General features: G+C 67.4%; 16 protein-coding genes. 8 read left to right on the top strand and 8 right to left on the bottom strand.

The genetic code is table 11. The features are described 5' to 3' along the window. Positions 1 to 15 precede the first annotated feature (15 nt). The 3 genes from B9Y82_RS09540 to gspH are packed head-to-tail and all read right to left on the bottom strand — an operon-like array spanning position 16 to position 1,432. Positions 16 to 630, bottom strand: coding sequence for a prepilin-type N-terminal cleavage/methylation domain-containing protein (locus B9Y82_RS09540; RefSeq protein ID WP_049423096.1), 615 nt, complete (start codon positions 628 to 630; stop codon positions 16 to 18). Next, positions 627 to 977: a type II secretion system minor pseudopilin GspI gene (gspI, locus tag B9Y82_RS09535; protein ID WP_193391262.1), complete on the bottom strand. Its 351-nt coding sequence runs from the start codon at positions 975 to 977 to the stop codon at positions 627 to 629. The genes B9Y82_RS09540 and gspI overlap by 4 nt, the downstream gene beginning before the upstream one ends. A gap of 8 nt (positions 978 to 985) precedes the next feature. Then, positions 986 to 1,432, bottom strand: coding sequence for a type II secretion system minor pseudopilin GspH (gspH, locus tag B9Y82_RS09530; protein ID WP_049423094.1), 447 nt, complete (start codon positions 1,430 to 1,432; stop codon positions 986 to 988). Positions 1,433 to 1,547: 115 nt separating this feature from the next. Between gspH and B9Y82_RS09525 the strand changes: the two genes are divergently transcribed. After that, a complete protein-coding gene (locus B9Y82_RS09525) occupies positions 1,548 to 2,012 on the top strand; it encodes a general secretion pathway protein (RefSeq protein WP_049423092.1) in 465 nt (154 codons plus the stop codon). A gap of 90 nt (positions 2,013 to 2,102) precedes the next feature. Here B9Y82_RS09525 and B9Y82_RS09520 read toward each other — a convergent pair whose 3' ends face one another. Then, entirely contained in the window at positions 2,103 to 2,438 is a 336-nt protein-coding gene (locus B9Y82_RS09520) for a hypothetical protein (protein WP_100472763.1), read from the bottom strand. Between the two features lie 201 nt (positions 2,439 to 2,639). Between B9Y82_RS09520 and B9Y82_RS09515 the strand changes: the two genes are divergently transcribed. From B9Y82_RS09515 to B9Y82_RS09490, 6 genes are all read left to right on the top strand, one after another. Continuing rightward, positions 2,640 to 4,256, top strand: a complete 1,617-nt coding sequence (locus tag B9Y82_RS09515) for a ShlB/FhaC/HecB family hemolysin secretion/activation protein (RefSeq protein ID WP_100472760.1) — start codon at positions 2,640 to 2,642, stop codon at positions 4,254 to 4,256. Positions 4,257 to 4,294: 38 nt separating this feature from the next. Next, positions 4,295 to 6,079 (top strand): DUF2341 domain-containing protein, encoded by a 1,785-nt coding sequence (locus B9Y82_RS09510; protein ID WP_100472757.1) that lies wholly within the window; start codon positions 4,295 to 4,297, stop codon positions 6,077 to 6,079. Positions 6,080 to 6,089: 10 nt separating this feature from the next. After that, positions 6,090 to 6,503 carry an ExbD/TolR family protein gene (locus tag B9Y82_RS09505; RefSeq protein WP_005409874.1) on the top strand — a complete coding sequence of 138 codons (414 nt, stop codon included), beginning with the start codon at positions 6,090 to 6,092 and terminating at the stop codon, positions 6,501 to 6,503. A 39-nt stretch (positions 6,504 to 6,542) separates the two neighbouring features. Next, complete coding sequence (locus B9Y82_RS09500; protein ID WP_049462486.1) at positions 6,543 to 7,208, top strand: cell envelope integrity protein TolA; 666 nt, start codon at positions 6,543 to 6,545, stop codon at positions 7,206 to 7,208. Positions 7,209 to 7,250: 42 nt separating this feature from the next. Continuing rightward, positions 7,251 to 8,996 (top strand): putative porin, encoded by a 1,746-nt coding sequence (locus B9Y82_RS09495; protein ID WP_100472754.1) that lies wholly within the window; start codon positions 7,251 to 7,253, stop codon positions 8,994 to 8,996. A gap of 98 nt (positions 8,997 to 9,094) precedes the next feature. After that, complete coding sequence (locus B9Y82_RS09490) at positions 9,095 to 9,424, top strand: hypothetical protein (protein ID WP_049409507.1); 330 nt, start codon at positions 9,095 to 9,097, stop codon at positions 9,422 to 9,424. 28 nt (positions 9,425 to 9,452) lie between these two features. On the opposite strand, the gene B9Y82_RS09485 is transcribed toward B9Y82_RS09490, so the two are convergent. The 4 genes from B9Y82_RS09485 to B9Y82_RS09470 all read right to left on the bottom strand — a co-directional run bounded on the left by B9Y82_RS09485 (position 9,453) and on the right by B9Y82_RS09470 (position 12,251). Then, positions 9,453 to 9,851, bottom strand: coding sequence for an OsmC family protein (locus B9Y82_RS09485; RefSeq protein ID WP_100472751.1), 399 nt, complete (start codon positions 9,849 to 9,851; stop codon positions 9,453 to 9,455). An 84-nt stretch (positions 9,852 to 9,935) separates the two neighbouring features. Then, a complete protein-coding gene (locus B9Y82_RS09480) occupies positions 9,936 to 10,577 on the bottom strand; it encodes a hydrolase (protein WP_005409869.1) in 642 nt (213 codons plus the stop codon). Positions 10,578 to 10,632: 55 nt separating this feature from the next. Continuing rightward, positions 10,633 to 11,313, bottom strand: a complete 681-nt coding sequence (locus B9Y82_RS09475) for a hydrolase (protein ID WP_100472748.1) — start codon at positions 11,311 to 11,313, stop codon at positions 10,633 to 10,635. Positions 11,314 to 11,384: 71 nt separating this feature from the next. Beyond that, positions 11,385 to 12,251 (bottom strand): pirin family protein, encoded by an 867-nt coding sequence (locus tag B9Y82_RS09470; RefSeq protein WP_100472745.1) that lies wholly within the window; start codon positions 12,249 to 12,251, stop codon positions 11,385 to 11,387. Between the two features lie 151 nt (positions 12,252 to 12,402). Here B9Y82_RS09470 and B9Y82_RS09465 point away from each other — a divergent pair, with 151 nt between their 5' ends. Next, positions 12,403 to 13,329 (top strand): LysR family transcriptional regulator, encoded by a 927-nt coding sequence (locus B9Y82_RS09465; RefSeq protein ID WP_100472742.1) that lies wholly within the window; start codon positions 12,403 to 12,405, stop codon positions 13,327 to 13,329. Positions 13,330 to 13,333 lie beyond the last annotated feature (4 nt).

Raw genomic sequence — 13,333 nt, 5'->3', positions numbered from 1 at the left:
TGCCACGAACGAACCCTACAACTCCAGCACCCGCCGGTAGCTCAGCGGCCCACGCCCATCGCGAAGGCCCAGCCGCAGCTCCAGCCCCGTCGCCGGCAATACCTCGCCTTCGCCCGGCAGCACCGCCCAACCGGCACCGGGCTGCCAGGCACGCACCTCGAACCGCTGCACATCACGGGCCACCGCGATGCCCCTCGATTGCTCAGGCGCTGGCAGCGGATACCGGTCGGTCGCCTCGCCACTGGCCCGCCACAGCGTGTTGCCCTGTTGCCACCAGCGCACCCGCTGCCAGCGCAGCCCGTCGCTGCCGACGCTGCGGGTGATCTCCAGCGCGAAGCTGCCATCCGGATGCCGTTCGCTCACCAGCGAAGGTGGCAGCAGTCGCTGCGGCTGGTCCGCCGGGCGCACGGCGCCATTCATCAGCGCGTCGTCTGCGCGCATGTCGATATCACGCTGGAACTGCTGCAGCACGCGCAGCGCCGTGGTGGTCTCGGCATCGGCCTGGCGCAGGCGCTGGTCGCTGCTGGCCACGCTGTCGAGCGTACGCCAGCAGATCAGCGCCAGCACGCCCATGATGGTGATCGCGATCATCACCTCGATCAGGGTGAAGCCGCGCACGGCGCGCTTCACGGTGCGAGCGTCCACGGCAGCTGCATCCGCGCCAGCGGTCGCCGCGGTGCGTCCTCGGCCACCACGCTAAGTTCCAGCTGCGGCTGGCCGTCGCTGCCCGTGCCAAGATGCTGCAGCACCAGGAAGCTGCCGCGTCCCTGCACGCAGCGCTGGCGGCCATCCTGCGCTGCCTGTCCGGTCAGGCGCAGTTCCTGCCAGCGGTCCTGCGCGCACATCAGCGCCAGGCGGCGATCGCGCAGCCGCGATTGATCGTCGGTCGCCACCGCCACCGAACGCATCACCGCCGCCAACGCAATCGATACGATCGCCAGCGCGATCAGCACTTCGATCAGGGTGAATCCTCGCATCGCCTGCTTCACTGCACGACCTGCAATTGTCCGCTGCCATCATCACGAAGACGCAGTGTGCGGCCCTCCAGCGACAGCCCCAGCTCCCAGGCAGTGCCGATCCATTCCGGGCTCAGTTCGATGGCGCTGGCGGGCACTACCGCAATGCCAGCGGCCTGCCACTGCTGCGGCCGCAACAGGTCATCGCGTTCCACGGTCACCCAGCGGCCGCCTTCGCGGCGGCTGAAACGATAGCCCTTGGCATCGGACTGCCAGCGCAGGGGCCGGCCATCGATTCGGGCTTCGTCGCGTGCCACCTGCAGCCGCTGCGCCAACCGCTCGGCTTCCTGGCGCAGTTGCCGGGCCGGATCGAGCAGGCTGCCCAGGCCAAGGCCGATACCGGCAGTGCAGATGCCGATGATCACCAATACCACCATCAGCTCCAGCAGGGTAAAACCGCGCGGGATGCGTTGCACCGACATTGCCTCCGGTCCTTGCCGATACGCGCCAGCATAGGCCTGTACGATGAAACAAAAGCGTCAGCCGCAGCTGCTAGCGTAGGCGGACACGAACGTGGCGATGGTGCGGAACATGGATGGCAGGCGCTGGGATCGCAATCGCATGCTGACCCTGCTGGCAGCGATGCTGCTGCTGGCCGTGGTGGCCTATTGGAGTGTCACCCTGTCTGCGGTGGCGCCAGCGGTGGCGGCCGGTGAAGCGCAGGCCGAGGCGCCGGTACGGCCCCTGTTCGATGCGATGGCCAGCCTGCCGCTGGTGCGGCTGCTGTCCCCCGGTGCGGTACGGACCGAGGTGGTCGTGCTCGGCGTGATGGCCGGCGAGCACGCGCCACTGGCGCTGCTGTCGGTGGATGGTCGTCCTGCGCAAGCGTACGCACCCGGGCAGCGGTTGGGGCCTTGCACGGTGCTGGCCAGCATCAGTGCCAGTGCAGTGGAACTGAATCAGGCCGGCCAGTCGCGCAGCGTGCCGGTGCCCGAGCTGCCGCCGGTGCCGACCGATGGCATCGTGCCTGCGCCCTCGAACGGTGGCTCACTGTAGAGCCGGGTCCACGCCCGGCGGCTTCTGCATGAACGTTGAAGGGCGCGCTGGAGCAGCCGGGCGTGGGCCCGGTTCTACAGCTGCGCAGGCTCAGCGCGCCGGGCGCTGCGGCACCACCGAGCGGCCGAAGGCATCGCCCATGCGCTGTCGCGTGCCTTCCAGGTTGTACTGCATCAGCTGGTTGCCGGGCTGCCGCATCAGGCGTTCGGCTTCAGGCAGCGCCGGTGACTTGGCTGGCTTCGCCGCCGGTGCCAGCTTGCGCTGCAGGCAGTCCCACGCCGGAATCCGCTCGCCGTTGACCTGCACTTCAATGCACGGCACGGCCTCTTCCCGCGTCTTTGCCTCCTCGGCACGGAGCGATGGCAACGCCAGCAGCAATGCCAGCGCCAGGGCAGGGCGGATGCCCGCTATCGATAGTGCACTCATTTCCAATCTCGCGCGGCAACCGGCGTTCTGCAAGGAAGACGTGTGGCGAAGGCAGTCTCCGCCCGCCACCGTTTCGGCCGGGTCAAAAGATGACAGTGCTGTCACAAAACTATTGGCGGTTTTGACGCGACGTGCACGTCCTGTTGGTAGACCCACGCGCCGCTCCCTGGCCACTCCCTTCGATACGACGCGATGCCTTCGATGACTCCTGTTCCGTGCCGAGCCGTCCGCCTTCCGCTGCACCTGCATCCGCTGGTGCTGGCCCTGGCCGCGATGCCGCTGCCGTTGTTCGCGCAGGCGGCTGCACCTGCGCCCAGCGTGAACATCAATGAATACATCGTGCGCGGCAACACCGTGCTCGATCCGCGCCAGATCGAACGCGCGGTGGAGCCGTTCCTCGGCCCGGGCAAGACCCTGGCCGATGTCGAGAAGGCGCGCGATGCAGTCAATGCGCTGTACCAGCAGGCGGGCTACCAGTCGGTCTATGTGGAACTGCCCGAGCAGCAGGTCAGTGGAGGCGTGGTACTGCTGAAGGTACAGCAGACACCGATCGGCCAGCTGCGGGTCGTGGGAACGAAGCACGAATCGCCCGAACGCATCCGCGAACGCGTGCCGGCGCTGGCCGAGGGCAAGGTGCCGGATTTCGACCAGGCGCAGAAGGAACTGACCGCGCTCAATGAAGGTGGACGTCGCCAGGTGATGCCCTTGGTGCGCGAAGGCCAGGTGCCGGGCACGATGGATGTGGACCTGCAGGTCGAGGAGAAGTCGCCGTGGCGCGCCAGCGCGGCGCTCAACAACGACCACAGTGCCGACACCGAGAAGCTGCGCCTGAGTGCGTCGCTGGCCTACGACAACCTGTGGAAGCGCGGGCACAGCGCCACCATCGGCGTGTACCTGGCGCCGGAAGATACCCAGCAGGCCAAGGTGTTTTCGGCCTCGTACATGATGCCGTTCGAGGGCACGCCGTGGAGCCTGGAAGCGTCCGGCTACACGTCCGATAGCCGCGTGCTGAACGCGGGCGGACAGGTCGGTACCGGCACCGGAACCAATGTGATCGGCAACGGTCACTCGATCGGCCTCAAGCTCAACTACCGCCTTGCTGGCAGCAGCCAGTGGTGGCGCCAGCTCAGCCTTGGTGTGGATTTCAAGGACACCGAGGAAGACACGCAGATGGGCGGGGACAGCCTGAAGACGCCGCTGAAATATGCGCCGATCACGCTGGCCTTCGTCGGCGTGCGCCAGGGCGAGCACGATCAGCTGAGCATCAACACCCAGCTGGTGGCCGGCACCCGCCGCCTGTTCGGTTACGGCAGCGACGCCACCGCCTTCGGCCAGAAGCGCTACTGGGCCGACCCGAGCTTCGTGGCGTTCAAGGCCGATGTCGCCAACACCCATACCTTCGGCAGCGACTGGCAGTGGTACGCGCGCGGCTCGCTGCAGGTGACCGACGCGCCGCTGGTGTCGGCCGAACAGTTCGCCGCCGGTGGCATGTATACCGTACGTGGCTATCTGTCGGCCGAGGCGATCGGCGACTACGGCGGCCTGGCCAGCCTGGAATGGCGCACCCCGGCGTGGTCGCTGTGGAGCGGCACCGATCTGCGCGTCTACAGCTTTGCCGACGCGGCCTATCTGCGCCTGCGCCAACCACTGCCCGAACAGCGTGACAAGTACAACCTGGCCTCGGTCGGCCTGGGCGCGCAGCTGCGCCTGGGCGAACACCTGCAACTGCGCCTGGACTACGCCTGGCCCTATGCCGATGGCCCGGTCACGCGCAAGGACGACCCGCGCCTGCATTTCAACATCAGCACCAGTTACTGACCCTTCCCTTGAACATGCGTTCTCCGGAGACCCTTCGCATGGACCGTTTGCTTTCCCGAGTGTTGCTGCTGCTGGCCGCGCTGGTTGCGTTGCCTGCTGCTGCGGCCGATGCCAATTGGTGGCAGGCCGAATGGAAGTACCGCAAGCCGATCACCGTCGACGCCGGCCCGCAGGGCGCGGGCCTGGCCGGCGACCCGGGCCGCACGCCGCTGCTGCTGCGCCTGCATACCGGCAACTTCGGTTTCGACGGTACCCAGGATGCGGGCAACGACCTGCGTTTCGTGTCGGGCGATGGCCGCACCGTGCTGGCCCACCAGATCGAACAGTTCGACCCCAAGCTGGGCCTGGCCCTGGTCTGGGTGGACGTGCCGGCAGTCAGCGCAGCCGCGCCGCAGACGATCTGGATGTACTACGGCAATGAGAAGGCACCGGCCAGCGGCAATGGCCAGCAGGTATTCGACCCGGACTACACGCTGGTCTACCACTTCGCCGAAGCCAATGCGCCGGCGCGCGACACCACGGCCTACGGCAACAATGCCGGGGCCGTCGTGCCGCCGTCCGAAGGCTCGGTGATCGGCCGTGGCGTGCAGCTGGGTGCGGGCCCGCTGCCACTGCCTGCCAGCGCGTCGCTGGCGCAGGAAGCCGGCGCGCCGCTCACCGTTTCGGCCTGGATCAAGCCGGGCAGCAACAACGCCGCACAGGCGATCTACGCCCGTCGCGACGGCGCTTCGGAACTGGTGCTGGGCATCGAGAACCGGGTCCCGTTCGTGCAGCTCAATGGCCAGCGCAGCACGCCGGCGCAGCCGATTCCGGAAGGGCAGTGGGCGCATGTGGCGCTGACCGCGGAGAAGGGCGCGTTGCAGCTGTACCTCAACGGTCGCGTGGTGGCCCAGCTGAGCGGCGAGCTGCCGGCGCTGGGCAGCGCGCCGGTGGTCGGTGCCGATGCCCCGGGCGCGGCGCAGCCACTGGCCAACTTCGAGGGGGCGCTGGATGAGCTGCGCGTCTCGCGTGTGGCACGCCCGGCGGCGCTGCTGCTGGCCGACGCCACCGCGCAGGGTGCCGATTCGCGCCTGATCAGCTACGGTGCCGATGAGCAGTCGGCCGGCCAGAGCCACTTCGCCTTCATCCTCAAGGCGATGCCGTTCGATGCCTGGGTGGTGGTCGCCATCCTGGGCCTGATGATGCTGCTGTCGTGGGCGATCATGATCGCCAAGAGCCGCCACTTCGGCCGTACCAGCAAGGCCAATGCGGTATTCACCGAGAGCTTCGGCAAGCTGTCCGGCGTGCCGTTGCGCACCCTGTCGGACATGGATCGCCAGGGCAAGGCACCGACCGCCATGCACGATGGCTCGTTGTGGCGCATCTACCAGGTGGCCATCGATGAAATGCAGCAGCGCCACCAGCGCGACGGCAACAGCGGTTACCTGAGTGGCGCCACCATCGCCGCGATCCGTGCCTCGATGGATGCAGTGATGGTGCGCGAGCAGGAGGCGATGGCGCGGCGCATGAACTGGCTGTCGACCACCATCGAGGGTGCGCCGTACGTGGGCCTGTTCGGCACCGTGATCGGCATCATGCTGGTGTTCGTGGTGGCGGCGATGGCCGGCGCGGTGGACATCAACTCGGTGGCGCCGGGCATGGCCGCGGCGCTGCTGTGTACCGCCGCCGGCCTCGGCGTCGCGATCCCGGCACTGTTCGGTTACAACTACCTGGGCGCGCGTGCCGAAGCGATCGGCGCGGACATGGCGGTGTTCATCGACGAGTTCGCCGCGCGCCTGGCCGAAGAGCAGGACGGGCGCGGCCCGGCCGCGGTCCAGGGCTGAGGGGCGCGCCATGGGCCAGAAGGCGAAGTTCGGCATCAAGAAGCGCGAGAAGGGCATCAACGTGACGCCCTTCGTCGATGTGCTGCTGGTGGTGCTGGTGATCTTCATCCTGACCAGCAACGCCTCCATCCCCGGCATCGAGGTCAACCTGCCGAAGGCCAGCAACAGCGTCGCATTGGAGAAGCCGAAGACCAAGGCAATCACCATCGACCCCAGCGGCCAGGTGTTCCTGGATGCGTATCCGGTGACCATGGCCGAGCTGGAGGATCGCCTGCGCACCGAGCGCGCGACCACGCCGGACTTCCCGGTGATCGTGCGCGGGGATGCGCAGGTGCAGTACGCGCGCGTGGTCGAGGTGCTGGACCTGCTGCGGCGGCTGGAGCTGGCCCAGGTCGGCCTGGTCACCGGCAAGGCACAGGGCTGAGGCATGACGGCCCATCAACCCCCCCGGCCCGAGCCCGGCATGCGCGGCCGCCAGTTGCTGGTGACCGTCGCGCTGGTGCTGGCTGCGTTGCTGGTGCTCGGCATCGCGGTGTGGTGGCTGCTGTTCAAGGACACTGCCAGTACCCGCCGGCCGGTGGTGCAGCCGCCGATGCTGGCGCTGCCGCCGCCCCCTCCGCCGCCGCCGCCGCCGCCGGAAAAGCCGCCGGAACCAGAAACGCCGCCGGAGGAGACGATGCCCGAGCCGGAGCCGCTGGATCAGCCGACGCCGGCCGAAGAGCCGACGCCGACGCCGGACAACGCCGATCCGGTGACGATGAACGCCGATGCGCAGGCCGGCGGTGACAACTTCGGCATCCAGTCCGGCAGTGGTGGCGGATCGTCCGGCGTTGGCCGTGGTGGCGCCGGCAATGCCACCTATGGGCGCTACCTCGGCTACCTGATGCAGCAGGCGATCTCGCGCGACGACAAGGTCAAGCGCCTGGCGTTCCAGCTGCAGGTGAACGTGTGGCTGGCCAATGACGGCCGCCTGGAGAAGGTCGAGCTGGTGCGCGGCAGTGGCAACGAGGAGGCCGACGCGGCCGTGCTCGACGCCCTGCGCCGCATCGGCAAGGTCGACCAGGCACCGCCGCCGTCGCTCGATTTCCCCGCCCGCGTGCTGATCCAGGGCCGCCGGCCCGGGGCCTGATTCCCGACCTCCGTGATTTCCCTTCTTTCGATGAGAACCGTGATGAACGACCACGTCCGCGCACGAACCGACTCCCGCCGCCCGCGGCCGGCCCGACGGGCGCTGCTGTGCTGTGCCGTGCTGCTCAGCCTGGCTGCCCCGGCCGGTGCGATGGCCGCCGAAACCACCATGGTCAAGCTGATCAAGGGCCTGATCGCCAGCGGTGCACTGAAACCCGAAGATGGCCAGGCACTGCTGGTGCAGGCCGAAGCCGAGGCCGCGGCCGCACAGCGCACTGCAGCCACTGGCAGCGCGGCCGCCAGTGGTGGCGTGGCCCTGGAAGCCGGCGACGTGCGCGTGCCCTACGTGCCGCAGAGCGTGCGTGACGGCATCCGTGACGAGGTGCGCCAGGACGTGATGGCGCAGGCGAAGTCCGAAGGCTGGGCGGCACCCAACGAAGTGGCCGAGTGGACCAAGCGCATCAAGGTCACCGGTGATGTGCGCGTGCGCAGCGAGTCGCGCTTCTACTCCGAGCGCAACAGCGATATCGTGAGCAACTGGGCGTCGATCAACTCCGGCAGCGGCTTCGATACGAACAGCAACACCAACCTGCAGTTGCCGCCCTTGTTGAACACCCGCCAGGACCGCCGCAACCTGTGGCGCATCCGCGCCCGCCTCGGCATCGAGGCGATGATCGGACAGCACACCACGGCCGGCGTGCGCCTGGCCAGCGGCAGCAGCAATGGCCCGGTGTCGACCACCGAGCAGCTGGGCGGTGGCCTGAGCAAGAAGGACGTGTGGCTGGACCAGGCCTGGCTTGCCTATGCTCCGGCCGACTGGGTGACGGTGCGCGGTGGCCGCTTCGGCAATCCGTTCTGGACCAGCGATACGCTGTTCTCCAACGACCTCAACTTCGACGGCCTTTCCGCCAACCTGAAGCATGACTTCGACGGTGGCGACGTTGATCTGTTCGGCAACCTCGCGGTGGTGCCGCTGGAGTACACCTCCGACAATTCGCCGAACCGCAACCAGGTCAAGACGCCCAACGAAAACAAGTGGCTTTCCGGTGCGCAGGTGGGCGTGGACTGGCGCTTCAACGACGAAAATTCGCTGCGCGCAGCGCTGGGCTACTACGACTTCAAGAACATCAGTGGTCGGCTGTCGTCGCCGTGCGCGTTGTTCTCGGGCGTCGATGGCTGCGACACCGATTGGTCGCGCCCGGCGTTCATGCAGAAGGGCAACACCCTGATGCTGATCCGCGACATCGCGCGCAATCCGCTGGATCCGGCCAACACGCCAACCCCGCAGTATGTCGGCCTGGCCTCGGCATTCCGCCTGGCCACGCTCAACCTGCGCTGGGATACGCAGCTGGCGCAGGGCGTCGGTCTGCGCCTGGATGGCGACTACATCCGCAACCTGGCCTACGACAAGCAGGCCATGTTCAACCGCGCCAACGGCGGCATCGTCAACAACTACGGCGCCGGCGGCACCGCCAGCATCGATACCTTCCGCAGCGGCGACACCGCCTGGATGCTGCAGGCCACCTTCGGCGCCACCGAGCTGAAGGAGAAGGGCCAATGGCAGGCATTGCTGGGCTACAAGCACATCGAGGCCGACGCGTTGCCCGACGCCTACAACGATTCGAACTTCCACCTGGGCGGCACCAACGCCCGTGGCTATTACGTGGGCGGCGCCTATGCGCTGGATGCGCGCAGCTGGATCAGCGGCAAGTGGATGGCGGCCAAGGAAGTATCCGGGGCACCGCTGTCGATCGACGTGTTCCAGCTGGAGTTCAACACCGGCTTCTGAGTGGCGGGCGTGATTCGGTTCACGTAGCGCGTGGCGGGGGCGCAGCGATGCGCCCGTCTAAGGAAAGGAGACCACGCGTTGTTCAAAAGGAGGAGTGGATGAGCCGTCGCAAGCTGTTCGAGAGTCCCGAACCGTCCAGCCAGTCGCTGGGCATCGGGCCGGCCTACGTCTCGGTGGAGGGGCTGCGCCAGCACCTGGCCGAGTTCCTGCTGTATGCGGGCCGGCCGGTGGTGATCATGCGCGGGCGCAGCGAAGTGGGCTATTTCCTGCCGGCGCGCTGCTGGCGTCAGCGTGACGATGATCCGCTGGCCGCCGCCGCCGCCGACCAGCTGCTGGATGCGGCCGGTTTTCAGGCAGAAGACATCCAGCAGGTGGAGCAGGAATTCAACGCGATGCGCCAGCGCACCGTGCTGCACTCGCGGCGCTGATGTAGATCCACGCCCTGCGTGCATGGGGTTACGCTGCCACCCCGCGTTCGCTGGTGATGCGCGCGCCCTCGCGCATCACCAGGGTCACTGGAGTCTTCTCCACCACTTCCAGCAGGCGCTGCCATTGCGCATCGCTCAATTCGGCGCTGGCATGCAGCACGCGGTGCACATGGAAGCGTCCATCCGCGTCGCGTTCCGAACGCAGCTCGGCATGGAACTCACCCAGTTCCCAGCCCTTGCGCTGCGCATACATGCGCAGGGTGATGGCGGTACAGGCGGCCAGCGAGGCCAGGTACAGATCGAAGGGCGCGAAGCCCTTGCCCTGGCCGCCCAGCGATGCAGGCTCGTCCGCATCCACATCAAAGCTGCCATTGCTGACGTGGTGCAGGTAGTTGTCGCCGGTCGAAACAATGCGCGCGTAGGCCATCGAAGTCTCCATCTGTCTATAGCGTCGAGCCATGCTCGACTGCTCCAAAAGGCGGCGCCAGCCAGAACCGGCGCCGCCACCCAATCACTCGGTACGATCGTACGAGAACTGGATGCCTGCCGTACCACCGGTTTCAATGAAGAGGTTCATGAAAGCCGGCACCGTTTCCGAGCGGGCCCAGTCGCGCTGCAGCTCGCAGAACAGCTGCGGCACGCTGATCAGCTGGCCCCCGGCCTGTTCGATGCGGCGCAACGCGGCATCATGCGCCGCCAGCGAAGTGCCACCAACGGCGTCGACCACCACATACACCTCATAGCCTTCCTTCAACGCATCCAGGGCCGGGAAAGTCAGGCAGGCCTCGGTCCACAGTGCGGTCATGATCAGCTTGCGGCGGCCGGTGGCCTCCACCGCCTTGCGGAACTCGACGTCTTCCCAGGAGTTGATGGTGGTGCGGTCGTAGGTGGGGTAGTCGCCCAGCACCTTGCGCAGTTGCGGAATCGGCGGCTTGTTCAGGCCGGTCTTGACGTTTACCGTCGAATGCACGATCGGCAGACCGTAAGCCACAGCGGCCTTGGCGGTGCCGACGATGTTGTTGACCAGCAGCTGGCGGTCCATCGAGGCGATGGAGTTCACCTGCACCGGCTGGTAGTCGATGATGATGAAGGCGGAATTCTGCGGGGTCAGCAGGTGGTCGCTGGCCGGGTCGCGGATCGGTTCACTGGACATGATGGGTCTCTGGTTGGGAGGAGTGCCGGCAGCGGGCCGGCACCCCGGGGGCAGCTCAGCTGCGCTGCGAATCCAGCTGCTCGTGGTTCTTCTGCACGTCCTGCGCCTTCAGGTAGCTTTCGATCAGCAGCTGGTAGTTCGGGAAGATCTTCGTGTAGACCTCGGCCCATTGCTGGGCATCGTCGCGGTTCCAGCTGCGCTGGATCTCCGAGGCCACCGCGGCGGTGTCCATCGGCACCACGCCGGCCTGCACCACGCGGGCCAGGGTGATCTCTTCGGCCATCTTCGAATAGGTGCCCGAGGCATCGATCACCGCGAACACCTGGTAGCCATCGGCCACGGCGGCGATCGACGGGAATGCCATGCACACGCTGGTGATGGTGCCGGCGATGATCAGCTGCTTGCGGCCAGTAGCCTTCACTGCGGCAACGAATTCCGGGTTGTCCCAGGCGTTGATCTCGCCCTTGCGTGCCACGTACTGCGCATGCGGTGCAGCCTCGTGAATCTCCGGAATCAGCGGCCCGTTCGGACCCTGTGGGACCGAGGCGGTGGTGATCACCGGCATCCTGGCCAGCGTGGCCATCTTCGCCAGCGCCGTGGCGTGGGCGCGCACGCTGGTGAACGGCATGTCACCGATGGTCTGGAACAGGCCGCTCTGGTGGTCGATCAGCAGCATCGCGGCGTTGTCCGGGTCGATCACCGGGCGGGCACCGTTGAAGTTGGCGGGGGTACTCATGATCAGTCTCCTGGGGAAGGTGGGCGATGGCCCATTGGCGCGGCGGGTCATCGCCCGCCGCGCGGAAGCGCTCAGTGCGCGATCTGGCCGAAACGGCCGCTGTTGAAGTCGTTGACCGCCTGTGCGATCTCGGTCTGGCTGTTCATCACGAACGGGCCGTAGCCCACCACCGGCTCGTCGATCGGCTCGCCGCTGAGCAGCAGCAGGGTGGCGTCGCTGTCGGCGTCGACGAACACGTCCTCGCCGTTGCGGTCGAAGGTGACCAGCTGTGCTTCGCCGACCGGTTGGCCGCCGTTGATCCGGACCGTGCCCTTCAGCACCACCACCGCCAGCGTGCGGCCATCGGCCACCGGCAGTTCGGCGTGGTGGCCCTGCCGCAGGCGGATGTCCCAGACATCCATCGGCGTGTGGGTACGTGCCGGACCGGCGTGGCCGTCGAAGCGGCCCGCGATGACACGCACGCGGCCGGCGCCATCGGGTAGATCCACCGAGGGGATCTCTGCGTCGAGCAGGGTCTGGTAGCCCGGTGCGCCCATCTTGTCCCGCGCCGGCAGGTTGACCCACAGCTGGACCATGTCCAGCGTGCCGCCGCGCTTGCTGAATGCCGGCGTGTGGAATTCCTCGTGGAGGATGCCGGAGGCAGCCGTCATCCACTGCACGTCACCCGGGCCGATGGTGCCGCCGGCCCCGGTCGAATCGCGGTGGGCGACCTCGCCCTCATAGACGATGGTGACCGTCTCGAAACCGCGGTGCGGATGCTGGCCGACCCCACGCGGGGTATCGCTGGGGGCGAAGGTGTACGGACCGGCATAGTCCAGCAGCAGGAACGGGCTCAGGTGCTGGCCATGGGTGTTGTAGGAAAACATCGAGCGGGCGGGGAATCCGTCGCCAACCCAATGCGGGCGAGGGGCGCTGTAGGTACCGGTGACACGCTTCATGGCGATCTCCTGGCCGGGGCTGCCGGCCGCTGTTCTTCGTTGCAAAGAAGGTATCGCCGCGACAATGGGGCCAGTAGACGCCAATATTTGCCGTCATAGTCCTATCAGGTGAACAATGGTGCAGGCATTGCGCCGCCATAGGAGATCGCCCGTGTTCATCGCAGATATCCGCCGTTGTGACCTCAACGACCTGTTCTACTTCGCCATGGTGGTCGAGCACGGCGGCTTTTCGCAGGCTGGCCGGGCGCTGGCCATGCCCAAGTCGAAGCTGAGCCGGCGCATCGCGCTGCTGGAGGAGCGCCTGGGCGTGCGCCTGATCCAGCGTTCGACGCGGCGCTTTTCAGTCACCGAAGTCGGCCAGGACTACTACCGCCACTGCAAGGCAATGCTGGTCGAGGCCGAAGCAGCCGAAGAAGCCATCGCGATGTCGCGCGCCGAGCCGCGCGGCACGATCCGCCTGGCGTGCCCGATCGCGATCCTGCACGCGCGCATCGGGCCCATGCTGGCCGACTTCCTGGCCCTGCACCCGCAGGTCACGGTGCAGCTGGATGCCACCAACCGCCGCGTGGACGTGGTGGGCGAGGGCGTGGATGTGGCGATAAGGGTGCGGCCGCCGCCGCTGGAGGACAGCGACCTGGTGGTGCGCGTGCTGGCGCGCCGGGTCTGGTGCACCAGTGCCAGCCCGGCCCTGCTGGAACGGTTCGGCACGCCGCTGGTGCCGGCCGACCTGGCGATGATGCCGACCGTCGATCTGGCATCGCCCAGCCAGCAGCATGCCTGGGAATACACCGGGCCGGACGACGTGCAGGCCGGCGTGCATCACCGCCCGCGCCTCGTCAGTGACGACATGATCGCGCTGCGCGCTGCCGCGGTGGCCGGGGTCGGGTTGTTGATGCTGCCGCGGATGATGATCACCGATGAGCTGGAGAGCGGGGCGCTGGTGCCGGTGCTGCCGGAGTGGGTGCCCAGGCACGGCATCGTGCACGCGGTGTTCCCGTCGCGACGCGGCCTGTTGCCTGCGGTGCGTGCGTTGATCGATTACCTCGCCGAGCGTTTCGGGGCGTTGGACGAACCTTAGGTTG

It is taken from the genome of Stenotrophomonas maltophilia, assembly GCF_002799155.1.
Lineage (GTDB): Bacteria > Pseudomonadota > Gammaproteobacteria > Xanthomonadales > Xanthomonadaceae > Stenotrophomonas > Stenotrophomonas maltophilia_R.
Note: the sequence above shows the minus strand (reverse complement) of the source record. Positions and strands in the feature narration are given on the sequence as shown.

Bases quoted from the DNA above. Each gene is read 5' to 3' on its own strand.
- B9Y82_RS09515 (WP_100472760.1), top strand. From the start codon at position 2,640: ATGACTCCTGTTCCGTGCCGAGCCGTCCGCCTTCCGCTGCACCTGCAT.
- B9Y82_RS09480 (WP_005409869.1), bottom strand. From the start codon at position 10,577: ATGTCCAGTGAACCGATCCGCGACCCGGCCAGCGACCACCTGCTGACC.
- B9Y82_RS09500 (WP_049462486.1), top strand. From the start codon at position 6,543: ATGCGCGGCCGCCAGTTGCTGGTGACCGTCGCGCTGGTGCTGGCTGCG.
- B9Y82_RS09505 (WP_005409874.1), top strand. From the start codon at position 6,090: ATGGGCCAGAAGGCGAAGTTCGGCATCAAGAAGCGCGAGAAGGGCATC.
- B9Y82_RS09495 (WP_100472754.1), top strand. From the start codon at position 7,251: ATGAACGACCACGTCCGCGCACGAACCGACTCCCGCCGCCCGCGGCCG.
- B9Y82_RS09475 (WP_100472748.1), bottom strand. From the start codon at position 11,313: ATGAGTACCCCCGCCAACTTCAACGGTGCCCGCCCGGTGATCGACCCG.
- B9Y82_RS09520 (WP_100472763.1), bottom strand. From the start codon at position 2,438: ATGAGTGCACTATCGATAGCGGGCATCCGCCCTGCCCTGGCGCTGGCA.
- B9Y82_RS09490 (WP_049409507.1), top strand. From the start codon at position 9,095: ATGAGCCGTCGCAAGCTGTTCGAGAGTCCCGAACCGTCCAGCCAGTCG.
- B9Y82_RS09525 (WP_049423092.1), top strand. From the start codon at position 1,548: ATGGATGGCAGGCGCTGGGATCGCAATCGCATGCTGACCCTGCTGGCA.
- gspI (WP_193391262.1), bottom strand. From the start codon at position 977: ATGCGAGGATTCACCCTGATCGAAGTGCTGATCGCGCTGGCGATCGTA.
- B9Y82_RS09485 (WP_100472751.1), bottom strand. From the start codon at position 9,851: ATGGCCTACGCGCGCATTGTTTCGACCGGCGACAACTACCTGCACCAC.
- B9Y82_RS09510 (WP_100472757.1), top strand. From the start codon at position 4,295: ATGGACCGTTTGCTTTCCCGAGTGTTGCTGCTGCTGGCCGCGCTGGTT.
- B9Y82_RS09470 (WP_100472745.1), bottom strand. From the start codon at position 12,251: ATGAAGCGTGTCACCGGTACCTACAGCGCCCCTCGCCCGCATTGGGTT.